General features: G+C 47.0%; 14 protein-coding genes, 1 pseudogene and 1 riboswitch. Of the genes and pseudogenes, 12 read left to right on the top strand and 3 right to left on the bottom strand.

Features of this window, described 5'->3' with window-relative positions; translation table 11 throughout:
* The first annotated feature begins 58 nt into the window (after window positions 1-58).
* The gene (locus tag PIL01S_RS26755; RefSeq protein ID WP_127540674.1) at window positions 59-1312 is read left to right on the top strand and encodes an MFS transporter; all 1254 of its coding nucleotides are present in this window, start codon (window positions 59-61) and stop codon (window positions 1310-1312) included.
* A gap of 41 nt (window positions 1313-1353) precedes the next feature.
* Here the strand turns inward: PIL01S_RS26755 and PIL01S_RS26750 are convergent, their stop codons facing one another.
* Window positions 1354-2004: a DedA family protein gene (locus PIL01S_RS26750; protein WP_127540672.1), complete on the bottom strand. Its 651-nt coding sequence runs from the start codon at window positions 2002-2004 to the stop codon at window positions 1354-1356.
* Between the two features lie 308 nt (window positions 2005-2312).
* Between PIL01S_RS26750 and PIL01S_RS26745 the strand changes: the two genes are divergently transcribed.
* The 5 genes from PIL01S_RS26745 (at window position 2313) to guaA (ending at window position 10117) form a co-directional block, all read left to right on the top strand.
* Window positions 2313-3632: a polysaccharide deacetylase gene (locus PIL01S_RS26745; RefSeq protein ID WP_246058574.1), complete on the top strand. Its 1320-nt coding sequence runs from the start codon at window positions 2313-2315 to the stop codon at window positions 3630-3632.
* A gap of 98 nt (window positions 3633-3730) precedes the next feature.
* Window positions 3731-4723, top strand: coding sequence for an AAA family ATPase (locus PIL01S_RS26740; protein WP_127540670.1), 993 nt, complete (start codon window positions 3731-3733; stop codon window positions 4721-4723).
* The gene (locus PIL01S_RS26735) at window positions 4720-5994 is read left to right on the top strand and encodes a DUF58 domain-containing protein (protein WP_127540668.1); all 1275 of its coding nucleotides are present in this window, start codon (window positions 4720-4722) and stop codon (window positions 5992-5994) included. Before PIL01S_RS26740 ends, PIL01S_RS26735 begins: the two co-directional genes overlap by 4 nt.
* Complete coding sequence (locus tag PIL01S_RS26730) at window positions 5981-8293, top strand: DUF4129 domain-containing transglutaminase family protein (RefSeq protein WP_127540666.1); 2313 nt, start codon at window positions 5981-5983, stop codon at window positions 8291-8293. Before PIL01S_RS26735 ends, PIL01S_RS26730 begins: the two co-directional genes overlap by 14 nt.
* A gap of 285 nt (window positions 8294-8578) precedes the next feature.
* A complete protein-coding gene (gene guaA, locus PIL01S_RS26725; RefSeq protein WP_127540664.1) occupies window positions 8579-10117 on the top strand; it encodes a glutamine-hydrolyzing GMP synthase in 1539 nt (512 codons plus the stop codon).
* 152 nt (window positions 10118-10269) lie between these two features.
* Here the strand turns inward: guaA and PIL01S_RS26720 are convergent, their stop codons facing one another.
* The gene (locus PIL01S_RS26720) at window positions 10270-11547 is read right to left on the bottom strand and encodes a flagellin N-terminal helical domain-containing protein (protein ID WP_127540662.1); all 1278 of its coding nucleotides are present in this window, start codon (window positions 11545-11547) and stop codon (window positions 10270-10272) included.
* 92 nt (window positions 11548-11639) lie between these two features.
* Here PIL01S_RS26720 and PIL01S_RS26715 point away from each other — a divergent pair.
* Window positions 11640-11708 (top strand): annotated as a pseudogene (locus PIL01S_RS26715) (GMP synthase (glutamine-hydrolyzing)); the annotation flags it as partial.
* Window positions 11709-11831: 123 nt separating this feature from the next.
* Here PIL01S_RS26715 and PIL01S_RS26710 read toward each other — a convergent pair.
* The gene (locus PIL01S_RS26710) at window positions 11832-12755 is read right to left on the bottom strand and encodes an ArsR/SmtB family transcription factor (RefSeq protein WP_127540658.1); all 924 of its coding nucleotides are present in this window, start codon (window positions 12753-12755) and stop codon (window positions 11832-11834) included.
* A gap of 297 nt (window positions 12756-13052) precedes the next feature.
* Between PIL01S_RS26710 and PIL01S_RS26705 the strand changes: the two genes are divergently transcribed.
* The 5 genes from PIL01S_RS26705 (at window position 13053) to PIL01S_RS26685 (ending at window position 19317) form a co-directional block, all read left to right on the top strand.
* The gene (locus PIL01S_RS26705; protein ID WP_127540656.1) at window positions 13053-14036 is read left to right on the top strand and encodes a glycoside hydrolase family 43 protein; all 984 of its coding nucleotides are present in this window, start codon (window positions 13053-13055) and stop codon (window positions 14034-14036) included.
* Between the two features lie 318 nt (window positions 14037-14354).
* Window positions 14355-15572 carry an extracellular solute-binding protein gene (locus tag PIL01S_RS26700; RefSeq protein WP_127540827.1) on the top strand — a complete coding sequence of 406 codons (1218 nt, stop codon included), beginning with the start codon at window positions 14355-14357 and terminating at the stop codon, window positions 15570-15572.
* 109 nt (window positions 15573-15681) lie between these two features.
* A complete protein-coding gene (locus PIL01S_RS26695; protein ID WP_095293154.1) occupies window positions 15682-16557 on the top strand; it encodes a carbohydrate ABC transporter permease in 876 nt (291 codons plus the stop codon).
* 45 nt (window positions 16558-16602) lie between these two features.
* Window positions 16603-17448, top strand: a complete 846-nt coding sequence (locus tag PIL01S_RS26690) for a carbohydrate ABC transporter permease (protein WP_095293153.1) — start codon at window positions 16603-16605, stop codon at window positions 17446-17448.
* A gap of 213 nt (window positions 17449-17661) precedes the next feature.
* A riboswitch (purine riboswitch) is annotated at window positions 17662-17762 on the top strand.
* Between the two features lie 178 nt (window positions 17763-17940).
* A complete protein-coding gene (locus PIL01S_RS26685; RefSeq protein ID WP_127540654.1) occupies window positions 17941-19317 on the top strand; it encodes an NCS2 family permease in 1377 nt (458 codons plus the stop codon).
* The last annotated feature ends 447 nt before the right edge of the window (window positions 19318-19764 follow it).

The raw sequence follows: 19764 nt of genomic DNA, 5'->3' as shown, positions 1-19764 counted from the left end.
AAGTTATTAGAATATTATCTAATTAGATTATTATCTAACTAATAAGTGAGGTATCGTAATGACATTCAGTTTTGGTTTTAAACGCTTGCTGCACGCAGAACCCGATTACAGGAAGCTTTTCATGGCAGGATTGGTAAACGGAATTGGTGATCGATTCAGTCAGGTTGCCATGCTGGCCTTGATTCTTGGTACAACCGGTTCAGGTCTTGCCGTAGGTTTGGCGCTCGGGTTGAGGGTGTTTCCTTTTCTTCTTCTGGCACCGCTAGGGGGTGTATTGACGCTGCATTTCAGCCGGCGAACGATTATGATTGTGACCAATCTTCTAAGGGTACCTGTGGCTTTAAGCTTTTTGTTCGTACATCAAGCAGATGATCTATGGATTCTCTATACAGCGAGTACGCTGCTTGCATGCGCAGAAGCGCTATATGCGCCTGTCCGCAAATCGGGAATCCCCTTGCTGGTACGTTCGGAAAACTTGCACCGGATTAATGGGCTCGAACAAGTCATGAACGGATCCGTTCTCATTGTGGGCGCTTTTGTAGGGGGTATCGTCTCGGCTACATTGGGTCCTCAGGCTGCTTTTGTCACCAATGCACTTGCTTTCCTGTTTGCTGCTGCTCTGATTCGCAAGATTTCGTTTCCACCACTTAGAACTGAGCAAGTAGATGAGATGGTGGGGAGACAGCCTGCGCATGCTCGAAAGAGTAAAGGTAAAGGGGTTGTCCTTATGCTGTGGCAGTTCATCTGCTCATCGGTCCCTTTGCAGATTCTTATTGCATTTGAGTTGTGGGTTCCCGTTATTAATGGGATTGATAATGTTCTGATCAGTGTATATGCGATTGAAGTGTTCAAACTCGGAGATTGGGGTGTGGGTCTGTTTTATGCAGCACTGGGGATTGGCCTTGTGCTCAGCAGCTGGGGTTCTCGTTATTTGCAGCTGTGGCTGCTCCCTGGGGTTGTGGCATGTCTGTTGATCGAAGGATGCTTATTAATGCTGTTAAGTGAGACCAGGTTCGCATCGATTGCTGTACTGATGTATATTTTGCTGGCCTTTACGTCAGGTATGGGGAACACGTGTCTCGATACGCTCCTGATGCGGGAAACACCAGAGAAATACCGCGGAGTTGTCTATGGTTTAGTGACGGCATGCAGCAGTACAATGCTTGGGTTATCCATGTTTGGCGCAGGCATACTGCTGGAGGTGATAGAACCGCGCAGACTTGGTTTTGCAGGGGGAATGGGGTTCGCATGTATTGCGTTCTTGCTCGCGGCTTATGCATGGATTCGAAGGGATGCTTTTAAAAGGAGTTAATTAAAAAAGAGTCGCACTGGTGGCGACTCCGGGGATATGCTTCATTCTGCATTTTGTTTCTGCCTGATTGGAGAAGACTTGCGGACTGAGCGTTGTCCCCAAGCTTTCCGATAACGGTACAGCACGGCAGCGATCAGTAACAATCCAATGCCTGCAACGATATATGCTGCATATTGATGCGCAAGATGGAACACCGCGTTCCACTGTGGACCAAATACTTTTCCAATGCCCAGAAATAACACGACCCAGAACAGTGCACCCGAGTATGCATATAGAGCGAATTTGCGAAAAGGAACAGCTGCTATACCTGCGAAGTACCCAGTAAAATGCCGGACACCAGGTATGAAATATCCGATGAAAATCAGAGCATTACCGTATTTGGCGAACCACTTTTGCGTTTTATCCAGCTTGTCCTGTTTGAATAGAAACCATTTTCCGTAACGGACAATGAAGGGCAGACCGGCTTTGGCACCAATAAAGTAAGTGATCGTCATGCCGATGGTCGTTCCGAGAAAGGCAAGGATGGCAAGAATCCCGAAGTCCAGTTGACCCTTGTATGATAGGTATCCTGCGTAAGCCATGGTTGTTTCTCCCGGGAAGGGAAGAGCGATAAATTCCAGCAACAAGCCAAAAAACAAAACGCTGTATCCATAGGATCCGAACAGATGTTGGATCTTTTCAAGCAATTCCAATAGATTCACTCTCCTGAAGACAGGGGAATCGGATGACTCTCCATGCTGTCTTGTATACGATCATTGCAGCCCGCCGTCATATGAAACAATCTGCAGTGCTTATCCCCGTAATAGCAGTGATTTCGGTAATAAGTGCCTGTTCATTATGCTACCCAATCCCAAGCCAAGAATCAATCATGAGCTAACCCAAATTGTGAAAAATATAAAACAGAAACGCGTCTTTTTTCTGGTAAGCCTCCATATAATTCTAACAAATCTGCTAAAGTCTATCAGCAGAATCACTAGAGACGTTGGAGGATGATTCGTAAATGATGCAGAGACCGGATTTCACAATGGTGGAAAAAGCAGAGCAATCCGTAAAAGCCAAATCCATACATGAGCATGGTTTTCCCGCATGGCCATCGTGTCTGCTTCGTCTTGCGGTAATAATATGCGTATTTGCTTCTTATGCCTGGACAGCATTTCCTTCTTACGCTGCTGGCGCAGAAGCTGTTGCACCTAACAAAGAGAGCAATAAGGAAAAGGTAGTCTATTTGAGTTTTGACGACGGACCAGGCAAGCATACCCGTGAAGTATTGGATATTTTGCGCGAGGAACAGGTAAAGGCTACATTTTTTGTCCTGGGAGAGCAGGCAGAACGTTATCCCGAGTTGATTCAGGCTGCTGTGGAAGAGGGACATGCACTTGGCAATCATACCTATAACCATCATTATGATGAGCTGTATAGTGATTTTAAATCGTTCTGGAAACAGGTGAAGCAGACAGAAGACATCGTGAACCGGATCACCGGCTTCCGTCCCAACCTGGTACGTGCACCTGGCGGAACATATGGACATTTTGATCAAAACTATTTCGATTTGCTCAAGTTGGGCGGGTACACCGTGATGGATTGGAATGTAGACAGCGGTGATTCAAAGCGCAAGGGTGTGCCAGCCAAAGAAATTTTGCGCAATTCCACCAAGGTGCCTGCCGGTACCGGTTCAGTAATCTTGTTAATGCACGATGGTGGAGCTCATGGGGAGACGGTCAAGGCGCTACCCGGAATAATCAAATACTACCGGGATCACGGATATCGTTTTGACACCATGAGAGCGGAGGATCCACCTGTGCAATTCCGTGTTCATCCCGAAGGGAAATACAAATCTCGCAAGGCACCTGGCGCCGAGTGGGTGGCGGAGCATGTGAAATTCAATCGTAACCTGTGGTTATCCGGCAAGGAACTCAAGGTAGAGATTGGTCTTGCTGCGGGGACACTGAAGCCAGGGGAATTCCGCGTGGAAGATCAGCGAATTATGGTGCCATTAAGACCGTTTATGAAAAAGTTTGGCGGCAGCATTCGCTGGGACGTGGAATCCAGAACAGCGACTGCGCTATGGAAGGATAAAGTGATCCAGGCGAACAGCGTCAGCGGTGAACTGAAATCCACATCAGCGAATCTATCGAATGATAGAACGATAGAGGGAGCAGTGCAGAGTCAAGGGGGGACGATATGGGTTCCACTGCGAGAACTGCTGGAATTAATGGGGCTGGATGTATCTTCGCTTCAGTCCAATGAATCCGAGTGGATCGTGAAGGCCAATATGCCTCTTGCGGCAGCGTTAAACTTCTACCTGTACAGAACGATATGAATTAACGCATCCAGACAGGACTAATCTCTCTACTTCCGGGCAACAATGAATCATAGATTACTATGGCTCTGAATGCCCAGAATGGAAGGAGAATGAGGATGTCGTATATTCGAATGGAACATGAACATGCGGTCGAGCTGCTGAACAGGGTGATCAAGCGGGTCGAGAGTATAATTATAGGCAAAAAACAAGAGATTCAATATGTCCTTACTGCAATGCTAGGTGGGGGTCATGTGCTTCTGGAAGATGTACCCGGGACAGGAAAAACAATGCTGGTTCGGGCTGTCGCTTCTTCATTGAGCTGTTCCATGGGCCGGATTCAATTCACCTCCGATGTCATGCCAGCTGATGTTACTGGGACATCCATGTATCACCCCCACACGAGTGAATTCACATTCCGGCCAGGTCCTGTCATGTCCAACATTGTACTGGCTGACGAGATTAATCGGGCATCGCCCCGGACCCAGTCAGCGCTGCTGGAAGCAATGGAAGAACGACGTATTACAGTGGATGGTACGACACATGTCTTGCCAAGGCCGTTCTTTTTGCTGGCAACGCAGAATCCGCTGCAGTTCGAGGGCACGTATCGGTTACCCGAAGCGCAGCTGGATCGTTTCCTAATGCGAATAGGACTAGGTTACCCGGAACCGGAACAGGAAGTCGAGTTGCTAACCAGAGGGCAGAGCAGAGAGTTGCTGGATGAACTTCGTCCAGTGGTGCTCGCTGAAGAAGTGAGTGCGATGCAGCGCGAAGTTAGACATGTGCACGTTGATTCCGTAGTCAAGCAGTACCTGGTTGCAGTGGCTGTAGCTACGCGTAATCATCCGGCCGTGAGGCTCGGCATCAGTCCACGCGGAACACTGGCCTGGATGGTTGCAACGCAAGCATATGCCTACCTGCAAGGGCGAAGCTATGTCATTCCGGATGATGTCAAAGAGGTGGCTCAGCCTGTGCTTGCCCACCGAATCGGGTTAAAAGGGCAGAACAGGACGGAGACATTCCGGGGTCAGGAACAAGTCATTCAGGATGCACTAGCATCGGTTCCCGTACCGGTACAAATGACAGTTCAGGGAAGGGGCCGGCGATCATGACCGCGCCTGTTCAATGGCTGTTCCATGCAGTCTTGGCAGCAACTTTTGCTTGTCTTTACCTATGGCATGGAGGCAAGGCGGCACTGTTTTTGTCCATTACGGTCTCTCTCATCCTGATTAGCGGTCTGGTCATTCATCTATTGGGGCCGCGCCGAATTCGCATTCGCCGGCAAATGAATTCGGAACGAATTATGGTTGGGGAGATGGTGCGTGTTCAGGTGGAAGTGGAGTTCGAATGCCGAATTCCACTGCTTTGGATCATGCTCTGTGAGGATACGCCCGCTGGAGTGCATCGAAAATTACTTTTTCCGGGAATGAGACGCAAGTTTGCTTACCAATATCAAATGTCCGGCTTGCGAAGAGGGTTGTATCAATGGGGTTCAGGCCAACTGTACTGGGGAGATGTATTCGGATGGAACACCGTCTCTGTGGAAACGGTGGGTGGGACATCTCTTGCTGTCGTTCCGTCTGGATCAACATTCGGGGATCGTGAGTCTACAGCATTTGCGGCTATAGATGAGGGGAATTCGGCAAATTCAAAAACCAGTCAAGGTAACCGAAGTCCCGAGTACCGCGAGTATCAACCAGGAGATCCATTGGGACGCATACATTGGAAAAGTACGGCCAAGACGGGCAAGCTTCAAACCTTTTTGCCTGAAATATCGGAATCAACGTCTTTGGGTATTCTGCTGTATGAAGGTAAGACTGGCTACGAACGACGAATTCAGGGGGCAAAGGAGCATCAGGCGTTTGAACGTGCCATTAACATGGCTGCCCGCTGGGTGTTTACAGCTGTACGTGATGATGTTCCCTATCAACTCTGGAGGACAGGGGTAGAGGCTGGTCCGGATAAGCAATCCGGGTGGTTAAGTGATCTGATCCATGCCGAGCATGTAAATCTGTCACTGGACAGCCTGGCCCAGGCAAGTATATCAAGTGCTGACTTATCCGTCTCATCCTTGGCGGATGCAACCATGCTGGATCAGTGGCCCGCGGGGACACGCATTGTTGTCCTTACTGGCAGACTGGATGCCGTACTGACGGGATGGGTGATGGGTGCGGCTGAGTTGGGACATGAGATAGAAGTGCAGTTAACCGAAACACTGATGGGTGAGGAACAAGCCAAATTGAATACAGTTCAGGGAGGGCTTGGGAACCCGGCTGACCAGTGGACGGAACAGCTTCGGCTTAGCGGCGTAAGAATCAGCTCAGTCGCAGACCAATCCATGCCTTTCGTTGGAAAGGCGGGTGTCTCGGATGTGGGAGCGTAATCGTGGTGATATGACAGTTGTCCAATCTGCCGAAGAAGTTTCGGTACTTGGTCAGGGATCCAAATCCCAGCGTTCTAAGAGAGAGCCCGCCGTGTATAAGATAAGTATTTCTGTTCTGCTGCTGCTTCTCTCCTTGGAATGGATCTACCCGATTACTTCCTCGGGACAGCAGGGCAGTGGGCGTTTTCTGACGGTGATGGCCGGACTTACGGGTGCGCTCCTGATGGCAGGATTATTGCGTACAGGCTGGATGTTGGGGATAGCGCTTCGACTGCTTGTGGCTCTTACTGCTCTATGTCTGATGTATGGAGGCAGTGATCCTGCCGGTTGGGCTCTCGGTTACCCGGAAACATGGATGGAGGATATACGCTCATTCATGGAAAGTGGGCACTTTTATTCCATCAGTACGGAGACAAGAGGTTTATTGATGATGTGTGGTTGGAGCATGCTCATGGCTTCCGTGCAGTCCCTTGTGTTGATGCGTCGGAGTGTGATGCTGTTCGGCAGTGCTACCCTGCTTTATTTGCTGCTCCTGGAAACATTGGCCGGGCTGGATGTCTACGCCTCCGTAGTGCGATCCGTTCTATGGATACTGCTGATCCAGACCATTCTCCAACTGCTCCGTCTGTTGGAAGGGGGCACAACACCAGCCTTTCACCGATATCCCTATGTTCGTTGGTGTACGGTGGCTGCTGCTGCAGCAGCGGGGATGGTATTGCTTGCTGCTCTGCCCGGTCGTGTTGTCCCGGTGCCTGAACCGGAACGGATATCGCTTGATCAGATTGGAGAACGCCTTGCCCGCTGGGCAGGCTATACACCACGCGGCAGCATCCCTGCTTCGGCATCTGTCACGGGATACAGCACATCTGATGCGCCGATGGGATCTCCATTGGTACAAGGAAATGCCGTCTTTTTTACAGCGAAGAGTCCTCAAGTCACGTATTGGCGCGGGGAGACTCGTTCATATTATAACGGCAGTACATGGAGTGATCCTGCACAAAACTTTCAAAAGGCCAGCCCGGCAGGGCTGTTTCGTGCCGATGGCTGGGAGAACCAAGCCTACTGGACACGCATTCGCCAAACGGTCACGATGGAGCGTCCGTGGAGGGGACCTAATCCGCTCTTTACGGGAGGAGTACCTTTGAACCTGTCCTTTCAGGACAAGAATGAACAGAACGAAGAAAATAGAATGGCCCTGCTCTCCGATGCAGACTCGGCTACGCTCTGGCTTGCCGGATCCAGCAGTCGTGAACCGGTCAAAACGTATACAACCGACGTCATGATTCCCGCGGCATCGCCAGAACAGCTTCGTCTATTGGGCGAGGCGCGTAGTTCGAGTCAGGATCCGGCAGCCATCCGCAGAACCTACCTGCAGCTGCCCGAATCTCTCCCTGAGCGGGTACGATCACTTGCAAGCGACATTATCCAGAAGAGCGAAACGCGTTATGATGCAGTCCAGGCAGTACGGACCTACCTGGCAGAGCATGCCGAATATACACTGGACACGCGCATGCCGCCTCGCGGAACGGATTTCGTCGATGACTTTCTGTTTGTCACAGGGGAAGGCTACTGCAATCACTTCTCCACGGCGATGGTTGTATTGCTTCGCGCAGAGGGAATTCCCGCTCGTTGGGTAAAGGGATTCAGTGCAGGTTCACCGGACCCTGAGGTATCGGGGCAGTATGTCGTTACCCAGGGGGATGCACATTCCTGGGTGGAGGTGTATTTCCCTGGCGCAGGCTGGATGCCGTTTGAGGCTACGCCGGGCTTCGCATTGCCGCAAGGCGATGGCACGGACGCCGCAGCAGTCACCGGGGCAGAGCCCGGCGAGGAGATCCCGCCGCAATCTGGGGGCGGGATCGATAGTGCGGGCGCCTGGCTGCTGGCGCGCGCACGTGCTCTTGCCGCGGAGCCATGGCTCGCGGCAGCCCTTGCGGCAGCGGTGCTGCTGGCCGCTGCCGTGGCCTTGCGCATGCGGCGGCTTCGCCCCGCACTGCGGCTCAGGCTGCTGCTGGCATGGCCGCGCAGCAGCTTCCCGGACCGTGAGCGGCTGCTCAGCGCCGCAGCTCCGGTCTGGGCCGCGCTCGCGCGGCGGTACGGCCCGCGGCCGCCGGGGATGACGCTGCGGGAGTATGCAGCGTCACCTGCCTTGGCCGCAGGCACGGACGCCGCGGACATCGCGCGGTTTGCAGCCGACTGGGAACGGCTGCTGTACGGGCCGGACCGTCCGCTGCGCGCGGACAGTCTTGAATTCCTGCGCCGGGCACTTCGCCTCGCCCGGCGCCTGCAAGTACCATAACATCGCTCTGGGACGTCTTGCTCGCCGAAGTGCGGACAAGGCGTCTTTGGGCGATTTCTTTCTATTTTGGCTTGTCATCGTAGTGTCTGTATTACATACAGCTTGGCATGAAACACTCGTTTGAACATGAAGCGAATGGAAGTGGGGAATTTGTAGAAAACTCACATTGAAGGTGTCTTCATATCAAATGTTGTAAACTGCCCACAAAAAGGAGTTTCGTCTTTCCTTGACGGTATGTTTTGTCGTTGCGTATAATTAGTTTCATTAATTGAGGGAGGCACGGTAATGAATAAGCAAAATGAAATTGTGGTTGTCCTTGACTTTGGGGGCCAATACAACCAGTTAATCGCCAGAAGAATCCGGGATCTTGGCGTATACAGCGAGCTTTTGCCGTATAACACACCGGCAGAGAAGATCGCAGAATTGTCACCAAAAGGTATTGTATTCTCCGGAGGTCCTTCCAGCGTGTACGCTGAGAACGCTCCGCATGTAGATCCGGGTGTGTATGATCTGGGACTTCCAATCTTCGGGATTTGCTACGGTATGCAGCTTATGGCACAGCAGCTTGAAGGTAAAGTAGAACGTTCCGAGAAACGTGAGTACGGAAAAGCAGACCTTGAGTTTGCCGCAGGTGCTGCACTGGCACAGGGCATTGAAGGTGAACATACGGTATGGATGAGTCATGGTGACCATGTAGTTACATTGCCTCCGGGCTTCAAACTGGATGCAGGCACGGAAAGTGCGCCTATCGCTGCGATGAGTAACGATGAGCGCAAATTGTATGCTGTTCAGTTCCACCCGGAAGTACGTCACTCTGTTCGTGGTAACGATATGATTAGCAACTTCCTGTTTAACATCTGTGGTTGCGAAGGCAACTGGACGATGGAAACATTTATTGACGACACGATCAAGGATATTCGTGAAAAAGTGGGCGACGGTAAAGTACTGTGTGCACTTAGCGGTGGTGTGGATTCTTCTGTTGTGGCTGCATTGCTTCACAAAGCGATCGGTGACCAACTGACATGTATGTTTATCGACCACGGTCTGCTGCGCAAAGGCGAAGCCGAAAGCGTAATGGAGACATTTGTTGGCAAATTCGACATGAAAGTTGTCAAAATCGATGCACAGGAGCGCTTCATGTCCAAGCTGGCTGGTGTGGATGATCCGGAACAAAAACGTAAAATTATCGGTAACGAGTTTATTTACGTATTTGATGAAGAGTCCAAGCAGTTTGATGATTTCCAATTCCTGGCGCAAGGTACACTGTACACGGACATCGTGGAAAGTGGAACAGCGACAGCGCAAACGATCAAATCTCACCACAACGTGGGTGGATTGCCTGAAGATATGAACTTTAAGCTGATTGAACCGCTGAGCACCCTGTTCAAGGATGAAGTGCGCAAAGTGGGTACAGAGTGCGGCTTGCCGGACGAAATTGTACACCGTCAGCCTTTCCCAGGTCCGGGTCTTGCGATCCGTGTTCTTGGTGAAGTTACCGAAGAGAAGCTTAAAATCGTTCGTGATTCCGACTATATCCTGCGTGAGGAGATTGGCAAAGCGGGTCTGGACCGCGAAATTTGGCAATACTTTACGGCTCTGCCGAATATGAAGAGCGTAGGCGTTATGGGTGATGCTCGTACGTATTCCTACACTGTAGGTATTCGTGCCGTAACATCCATCGACGGTATGACGGCCGACTGGGCACGTATCCCTTGGGATGTACTGGAGAAAATCTCCGTGCGTATCGTTAATGAAGTAGATAACGTTAACCGTATCGTGTATGACGTAACTTCCAAACCACCAGCAACCATCGAGTGGGAATAGATTGAAAAAAACTCGTGGATTTCATACACTTAGAAACTCTATATGTTTGGAATCCTTGAATGTCTAATAATGAGAAAGCTCATTCTTGATAACAAATTATCAAGAATGAGCTTTTTGTTTTATTCAATTTCTGGTTACATAAAGTAATAATTCTAGTTTCTGAGTAACTCCAGTAATCGTTGTGGTTGACTGTTAGCTTGAGCAAGTATGGCTTCAGAAGCTTCGGTTAGAATACTTAGTTTAGATATTTTTATCATTTCTCTGGCCATGTCAGAGTCTCTGATTCGCGACTCAGAAGCTGTAAGGTTCTCAGAATAGTTGGATGTGTTTTTATAGACGTACTCTAGTCGATTTTGGTAGGCGCCTAATCTCGCACGCTCTCCCGTGACTTTATCTAAAGCCGTTTTTATATCCGATACTGTGAGGTGAGGAATGACTTCGTAATCATCAAAACTTGCTTCTGAAAAAGCGGTGAACAATCCGGTGTATCCTTCCAGCATGGTTGTATTGGCGGAATAACCCTCGATATCTCCTACACCAGAGACAGAAAAAGTATAATAATTGCCTACAACAGTTCCAGTAAGTTCATAGTTCTGATCCAATTGTGCAGGATCCACCACTATGGAGGTAATTAATCGATATGACCCATTTACGCGTTCTCCAATATATAATCCACCGTATTGGCTATACCACCCAAAGACTTGGTTGTTAAAGTCGTTTCCCTTAATGATGATACCTATATTTCCATCTGGATGTGCAGTAATGAATTTTCCATTTACCGTAATAGTCATATTATCGCCTTGAATAACTTCTGATAAAATTGTCTTGTCACCAACGCCTTGAGTCGACTGTGTCAACTCACCGTTTTGGACTGTCCAGGAGCCCTGAGCAGGTTGCCATTGCGAGAATCTATTCTGATCGTTAAAATCTTCCCGATAATATAGGTCCAGATGCATGTCATTAATGCTTATCGGAATCGTTTCGGTTCCTGTATGGACAGCAACATTGGTAAATGATCCGTTCAAAAGATGGATTCCATTAAACTGTGTGTTGTTTGTTATAGATTCTATATTTCGGAGGTTGTGTGTAATTTCTTGGTTAATTGTCTCTTTATCGCTATAGGTGTATGTATCGTTTTCCCTTTGAACAATTAGTTCTCTGATCCTTTGAAGCACGTTTGTTATGCTATCAAGTGCACCTTCTGCAGTTTGAATTGAGGAAATTCCATCTTGGATGTTTCTTGCTCCTTGCTCTAAAGCCCGAATCTGAGCACGCATGCTCTCACTAATAGCTAGACCAGCAGCGTCGTCCGCAGCATGATTAATACGTATACCGGATGAAAGTTTTTCAAAAGAAGTTTTTGTATTCTTATTAGTAATATTCAGTCTGTTTTTGGCCATTAAGGCAGGTAAATTGTTGTTAATTCTCATATTTCTCCTCCAATCCTAATTTAAGTATACAACTTCTATTGAAAAAATTAACCTAAAAAGTGGAAGGTCGAATGGCAATTCGTAAACCTCGGGTCGATAACGTTAACCGGATCGTCTATGACGTAACTTCCAAACCACCAGCAACGATTGAGTGGGAATAGGTTACAAATAAACGGTATTGAACGAAAAGAAACTCCCTTTGATCATGTATAACACATGTCAAAGGGAGTTTTTTTGTCCCAGTAATGTTTAACTCAGAATTGCTAAGCTCACAAACTCATATTTTACTCAGGCTTTTCAGTTTTGTCGGTGTAATACAGACGGAAAATAATGTCCTGATTATGGTTACCGAATCCTTCTCCGAATAACGTAACGCCACCAATGTGCTCTGCATCCTCCTTGACGGCAATGCGAAGGGACCAGTAGCTGTTACGGATGCCGATATCATCGATGGTAACATCAGACAGTTTCACGCCATCCATAAACGTGCCTTCCTTTTTGATAATGAGATGTTTCAAGAGGCCGTACTGATTTACACTCTCAAACCACCAAGGCGGATTCAGTTTGCCTTTTCCTCCAAAGTCACCTGGGCTCGTCCACATCCCTACCTCAACGCCATTAACGATAAACGAAATATCTGAAGGCCAGTTATTGTTGGTCAGTGGTGCCTCCGAGGAGATTTCCATTGAAATCTCCAATTCCTCCGGATTCTCATCACCCATTAGATAGTTCGGTACCTTGTATTCAATAAACCCTTGTCCAAACCACAAAATTTTGGCCTTTAATCGATCAGGGTCAAGAAAATACCGGGGATCATCAAAAATACCGATGATGGAATCCCTTGTACAAATGCCACAAGTCGGTTTGATCTGCAGATCAGTGAAATGTCCTACCGAGATTTCAGTTTTGTGAATCTCACGTTGGATGACATCCTTGGTCGGGAATGCGATTTCAAGAGTATCCATGCGAAGAGAGCAGACCTTTTGGGCCGCTCCGCCTTTGCCCGGGGCCATGTTGGATTCGATAACACCGGCTTTTTCAAGTTTTTTGACATGCATGGTCATAATGGCACTGCTGAGTCCAAGCGCTTCGGCCAGTTCTTTTATATTCATAGAGTTCTTGGATAGCAGATGAACGATCTGAATGCGTACACTGCTAGAAAGGGCTTCGAAGATATGCAGGTTTTTTTCGTTCAGGTCGATTTTCAATGTAATTCCTCCGAAGAAATGAAATATTAACATTTATGTGAATAGTAAACGTAGAATATTATAATATCGGAATTCGAAAATAATCACAACGTTTTTATATAAATAATACCAGATATACAACTTAAAAACAGAAGAATTCGGAAAAATGTAAAAACAAACCATGAAATAACCAAAAAAACCCTGCTAACTCATTGACACGTGCTGCTCGATAACTTAATATTTAGGTGAATTAATAACATATTTACGAATATATGAACAAAAACGTTAATCAATCAGTGCAGAACAGGAGATGACAGCGTGAGTACAGTTTCGAAGAAGGAATCATTTGTTAATCCGATTATACCGCAACGAGCCGATCCATGGGTATACAAACATACCGACGGCTATTATTATTTTACAGGTTCCGTGCCTGAGTATGATCGAATTGAGGTTAGAAGAGCTCGCACTGTTCAAGAGCTGGATAGCGCTGAGCCCGTCGTTGTATGGCGCAAATATGATGAAGGACCGATGAGTGCCAACATTTGGGCACCGGAAATTCATTTTGTCCACGGTAAATGGTATATCTATTTTGCTGCAGCACGAACAACGGCTACGGTGGAAGGGCTTTTTGACCATCGCATGTTCGTGCTGGAAAATGCCTCGGAGAACCCACTTGAAGGAGTGTGGGAAGAAAAGGGGCAAATCAAGACAAAATGGGAGAGCTTCGCACTCGATGCGACCTCATTCCTGCATAAAGACGTTCAATATCTAGTTTGGGCACAGAAAGATCCGGACATCGTAGGCAATTCCAACTTGTATATTGCATCCATGGAAAATCCGTGGACACTCGCTTCCGAACAGGTGATGATCGCTGAGCCGACACATGATTGGGAGAAAATCGGTTTTTTGGTCAACGAAGGCGCAGCGGTGTTGAATAGAAACGGCAAAATATTTATATCCTTTTCCGCGAGTGCTACTGATCATAATTATTGCATGGGATTGCTGTATGCAGAGGAAGGGAGCGACCTGTTGTCGCCAAAGAGTTGGACAAAGCTTCCGGCCCCTGTATTCCAAACCGATGTAGAGGCGGGACAATACGGCCCTGGGCATAACAGTTTCACCGTGTCGGAGGACGGAAGCCAGGATATCTTGGTCTATCATGCTCGCAATTATAAAGAAATTGAGGGAGACCCACTTTATGATCCGAATCGCCACATGCGGGCACAGGTCTTTGGTTGGGATGAGTTTGGATTCCCGTATTTTGGCAAACCCGTTCCAGATGGTCGTCCGGTGAACGTATAGAGCTATAGCATAAATAAAAAATAAAAATGGAACAAAGTGGTTGACAAATGTAAGCGCTATGAATTACGATAAATTCACACAAACGTTAATGATTAATTCATTTATTAACGTTTGTGTGATAGAGCGAAGGGAGTGCTCCTAGGCAAGCTTCCTTCAGCAAGTATACACGGTATACACGGTATACAGGGACAGTTTCCAAAGAAAAACTGCAGATCCCTGTGATTTTCTCGATAATATGAATGCGTTTACAAATGTGCTTAGGATTGATCATTCTAGGGGGGTTCTTGTGTGAAACGTACAAAAAAAGGTTTTATTCTCATGGTATCGACGCTGTTTCTGCTGGTGATTGTGTTGTCGGGATGCAGCGCAGACGACAAAAATACGATTACGTTCTGGACGCCTCTGACTGGAGAGGATGGGGCCTACATGGACCAGTTAGTTAAAGAATATAACGCTACCGAACCAGAAATCAAAGTAAAACATGTGATTACATCTGATATGTACACTAAGCTGTCTACGGTAATTAACTCCGGTAAAGGTATACCGGATCTGGCTATTATCCATGCTGACCGAGTTCCTGGCTTTGTGAAGCAAAACGTGCTTGAGCCAATGACTTCAATGCTGGCTGCGCAGCCGGAAATCAAGGAAGAGAACTATTTGCCGCAAGCGTGGTCGACGGGAACAATTGATGGGACACAGTACACTGTTCCTCTCGATATTCACAGTAATGCCATGTACTACAACAAGGATTTGCTGAAAAAGTATAACGTGGAATCCTTCCTGGATGATGATATTGTCACGATTGATGAGATGCTTTCCTTGCAAGGCAAACTGGACGAGGGAGACTTCGTCGTCAATGATGCTTTGCTTGGATGGGTTATCCTCGGACAACTGCAAAATGTAGGCGGGGATGTACAGAAGGATGGAAAACCAGCGCTCAATACCCCTGAGATGAAGGCTGCTTTTGAAAATGTCAAAAAGATCTCCGATGCTGGTCTTATGACTCCGTTCGGTGAAGATGGTTACCTGATGTTCCAATCCGGCAATGTTTTGTTTTCCACAGATGGTACATGGAGCTCAACTGCTCACGCCACTGTTGAAGGTCTTAATTTTGGTGTAACCAATGTATATTCACCTACGGCTGATAAGTTTACAAACCGTTCTTCATCTCACTTGTTTGCCATGCTGAACAATGAAGCGAGAACGGACGAGAAGGAACAAGGGATCGGTAAATTCCTGGAGTTTATCCGTCAGAATTCAATGGAATGGGCCAAAGCGGGACAAACCGTTGCAAGTAAACAGGTAATTGAGAGTCCGGAGTATAAAGATTACATGCAGTCGTTCTTCACTTCCGACGAGAAGGAGATTGAGTCACTCTACATTTACACTTACGAGTATTACCCGTATGTAGCTGAAGCAGTTGACAAATACGCGGCTGATATCGTTCGTGGCAATGTGGAGCTGGATGCGACACTGCAAACGATGCAAAAAGAGGTTGAGGACAAAATTGCTCAAGGAAGCAGTGGGGCCCAGTAAAACTTGAATTGCATTTCGGATGTATCTTACATCTTGCCAGTCTACTGTAATAGAAGCAATGTGTCGCGAGGGTGGCACATTGCTTTTCCCAAAGGAGAAATGAAAGGATATGAATAAACGATCATTTGCACCGTTCTTATTTGTTGGTCCTCATCTAATCCTGTTTTTGGTGTTTATACTGCTGCCAACGATCTACGGGATTTATGCCTCTTTCACCAGATGGAACCTAATTAACGATCCGGTTTGGGTCGGTTTTGAAAATTATAGGACGATCCTGTTCGACCAGGATTCCTCATTTCATTTTCAATTCTTTAATGGTTTGAAGAATACGTTGATTTTCGTGGCACTGAGCGTTCCGCCTTTAATCATTATTCCGCTGCTTGTTGCGGTAGCCCTTGAACATAAAAAGGTGAAATTCAAAGGCTTCATGCAGGCGATTATCTACATTCCAGGTATGATCTCCATATCTGCCGCAGCGCTCATCTGGTCACTTATTTTCAATAAACAGCTCGGCATCACTGGTAACGTATTTGGATCAGAGATATCCTGGGCAGCCAATCAACCGTATGCTTGGATCATTATTATTGTGATATCTGTGTGGGGAGCGGTCGGAGGTAACATGATTATCTATCGCGCTTCCATTAATGGTGTACCTAGCGATCTGTATGAAGCAGCCGAGATGGATGGTGCCGGTCCGGTACGCCGATTCTTCAGCATTACGCTGCCTTCCATCCGTTTCCCGTTGATTTTTACATTTGTCATGACAACAGCTGGTTCGTTTAACGTATTTGGTCAGCCGCTGATGATGACCGATGGTGGACCACAGCAGACTACGCATGTTCTCATGATGTATATTCGCCAGCTTGCGTTTGGCTCCGGTGAGTCAGTGGCAGGTATGGCTTCCGCCATGGCTGTGCTGTTAGGACTGGTTATTCTGGTCATCTCCGCATTGCAATATTACGTAATGAACCGGAACGCCAATTAGAGGAGCAGGATCGAACGTGGATCGGGAAGGAGCAGGTATATCAACATGGTCAAAAAAATAAGTATCTCCAAATATATATCCTATCTATTTTTGGTAACCATTTGTGTCATATGGGTGGTGCCCGTTATTTTCGGGATTACGACTTCGTTTCGCTCGCAGGCAGAAGTGGTGTCGGCCGGGTTCCGGTTATTTCCCAAAGAGTGGGACTTTAATAACTACGTTGCCATACTGGACAATACATCAACCGCTCCGATTCTGAGATGGTTGAGCAACTCACTGCTCATTGCAGTATCTCACACGGTGCTTGTCGTTTTTATCATTTCCCTTACAGGCTATGGATACACAAGGTTGAAGTTCAAAGGGAGAGATGCTTTATTTTTCACGCTTCTCGGGATTTCATTTTTCCCGGGTGTCGTTAACCTGATCCCTTCCTACAAAATCATTGAGGCGCTTGGATGGGTCAATACAGCTTGGGCCATGATTATTCCAGGGCTGGCTGGTATGGGGAATATCTTCCTCGTTCGTCAGTTCATGAAAGGAATACCTGGCGAACTCGACGAGTCTGCTAAGGTTGATGGTGCAAGTGATTTCCGGATTTATTACTCCATTATCTTACCCCTGGTGAAACCGGTATTGATTGTGTGCGGTCTATTCTCGTTCATTGGGTCCTGGAATGACTTCCTATGGCCGGTTATCGTATACACAGATGTCGAGAAAATGCCGATTACCGCGGGACTATTATTGTTGCAGGATATTTACGGCAATTATCGCATGATTGGACAACTGATGGGTTCGGCGATTCTGGCCATTATTCCAACACTCGTGCTGTTTATTTTTGCACAAAAGTATTTCCTGCAATCGATTAACCTGAATTCGGGAATTAAAGGATAATGTTGAGTTGCTGCATTGTTTGTTAAACTGTTGTTTTACAGTAGGAACAATGTATAGGTTGGATTATGAGCTGCCGTATATACGGCGGCTTTTTTTGCGATAAAATGTATAGCGCTTTCAGAACACGAACGTTTCCGTAGAAACATATAATTAACATTCGTTTTTATCATTGACAGAAAAGGTCGGCGCTTCTAAAATAGGGATGGGAAAACAAACAAATAGCGCATACTACTTCGTATAATCCTGGGGATATGGCCCGGGAGTTTCTACAAGATCACCCTAATGATCTGGCTACGAGCAGGAGAAGCTAAGCACAGCAAAATTCTATATGACTGCGTGGTTAACTATAATGGACGCACATTAGAATTTTTTTTGTTCTTGGCAGTAGGCTACGCCTCTCCTTATAGCTAACCCTGGGTGAAGTAAGTCCGTCCAGGGTCTTTGTCGTTTTTCAAAATGGCTTCAACATCTCTAAGGGGGAGTTAGTGGATTATGGATCGTTTCTTTAAACTAAAAGAAAACGGAACGAATGTTAGAACGGAGATTGTTGCGGGTCTTACTACCTTTATGACCATGGCGTACATCCTTTTTGTTAACACATTGTTCCTCGGATCAACCGGGGCTGGGATGTCGGATAACGCAGTGTTTTTTGCAACAGCCGTAGGTGCTGGGCTTATGACAATCATTATGGGATTGTTCGTTAACATCCCGATCGCCCTTGCGCCGGGTATGGGATTGAACGCATACTTCATGACGGTGGTATTGAGCTCTAATGGGGCAATTACCTGGCAGGCTGCTCTCGGAGCGGTATTCCTCTCGGGTATCGTATTCATTATCTTGACCGTGACGAGAATTCGTCAGATGCTGCTTGTTGCTGTACCTCAAACATTGAAAATGGCCATTACGGTCGGTATCGGTCTCTTTATTACTATTGTAGGTTTCAAATTGGCCAACCTCGTTGCAGTTACGGTTAATGTTGCGCCAGATGCAGACCTTAGCCAGCCGATTCCCGGGAGCAGTTTCAACTTGTCGCTCGGTAATTTTGTAACGCATCATGATGCGCTGCTGGCATTGATTGGATTGATCCTTATTGCTGTACTGATGGTTATGCGTGTAAAAGGTGCGCTGCTCATTGGTATCGTTGCTACAACTCTAATTGGTATTCCAATGGGTGTTACGAATCTTAGCGGACTATCCGGTGCAAGTTGGCTGCCTAATTTCAGTGATCTGGCTGTTGGACAGTTGGACCTGAAGGGCGCAATCAGCCTTGGATTGTTTGAAATTATCTTCATCTTTACCTTCGTTGAATTGTTTGACACGTTCGGTACAATGGTTGGGACTGCGACCCGGATGGGGATTATGAAAGACAAGCAAAAAGGCGAGAAAACAATTGGTAAAGCAATGCTCGTCGATGCCGTAGGTGTAAGTGCAGGTGCGGCATTGGGTACGAGTACTATTACGGCATTCGTCGAGAGTGCTTCTGGCGTTGAAGCGGGTGGACGTACAGGTCTGACTTCGGTAACGACCGGGATCTTGTTCATTTTGGCGCTGTTCATTGCTCCGCTTGCGTTGGTTGTTCCATCTGCTGCTACAGCTCCTGCCCTGATTATCGTAGGTGTATTGATGATGAGCCAGGTGCGCAGCATTGAGTGGGATGATTTCCTTCAAGCGTTCCCTGCATTCCTTACAATTGTATTGATGCCTTTCACAGGCGGAATTGCAAACGGGATCTCAGCAGGTATTCTGTCTTATGTCATTCTGGCCGTATTCAGCAACCTGGTTACGGATCGCAAAGTGAAGATTCACTGGTTGATGTGGATTCTCGCAATTATTGTTCTTGCCCGCTATATCTTTATGGGTGGAGAATAATTCAGTTCTACTATATAGAAGGACGAAAGCTCCTGGGCTTAATCAGGGCTTTCGTCTTTTTTTATTTAATATAGAATTAGAATTAAACCTCGCTTGAGAAATATAATACTGTTCCTTTCATTATATAGTGGATAAGTTTCGTTCTATTATAGAAGGAAGGGAAAGTTGGTGAGAGATATGGTGAGATGATTTATAGCTTGGCTTCGAAAAGCACGTCAATAAAGATACGCAGCATGAGTTTGATCAATAAAAGGGCTCTTGTAGAACTTTATGTTTATGTGACGTTGAAGAGATCTTGGATAAGCTGCAACGTTTATGGTCAGGACTTTATTCGGTTTGACCTTTTGATGGTTGAGATCATATAACTGCTCTGCTGTAAACTTCGTATCTTTATATAGAAGAAACTATTTGAATAAAAGTCTGTATGCTTTTGATTAATTTCTTTTG

This window comes from Paenibacillus illinoisensis NBRC 15959 (assembly GCF_004000925.1).
GTDB classification, from domain to species: domain Bacteria; phylum Bacillota; class Bacilli; order Paenibacillales; family Paenibacillaceae; genus Paenibacillus; species Paenibacillus illinoisensis.
Note: the sequence above shows the minus strand (reverse complement) of the source record. Positions and strands in the feature narration are given on the sequence as shown.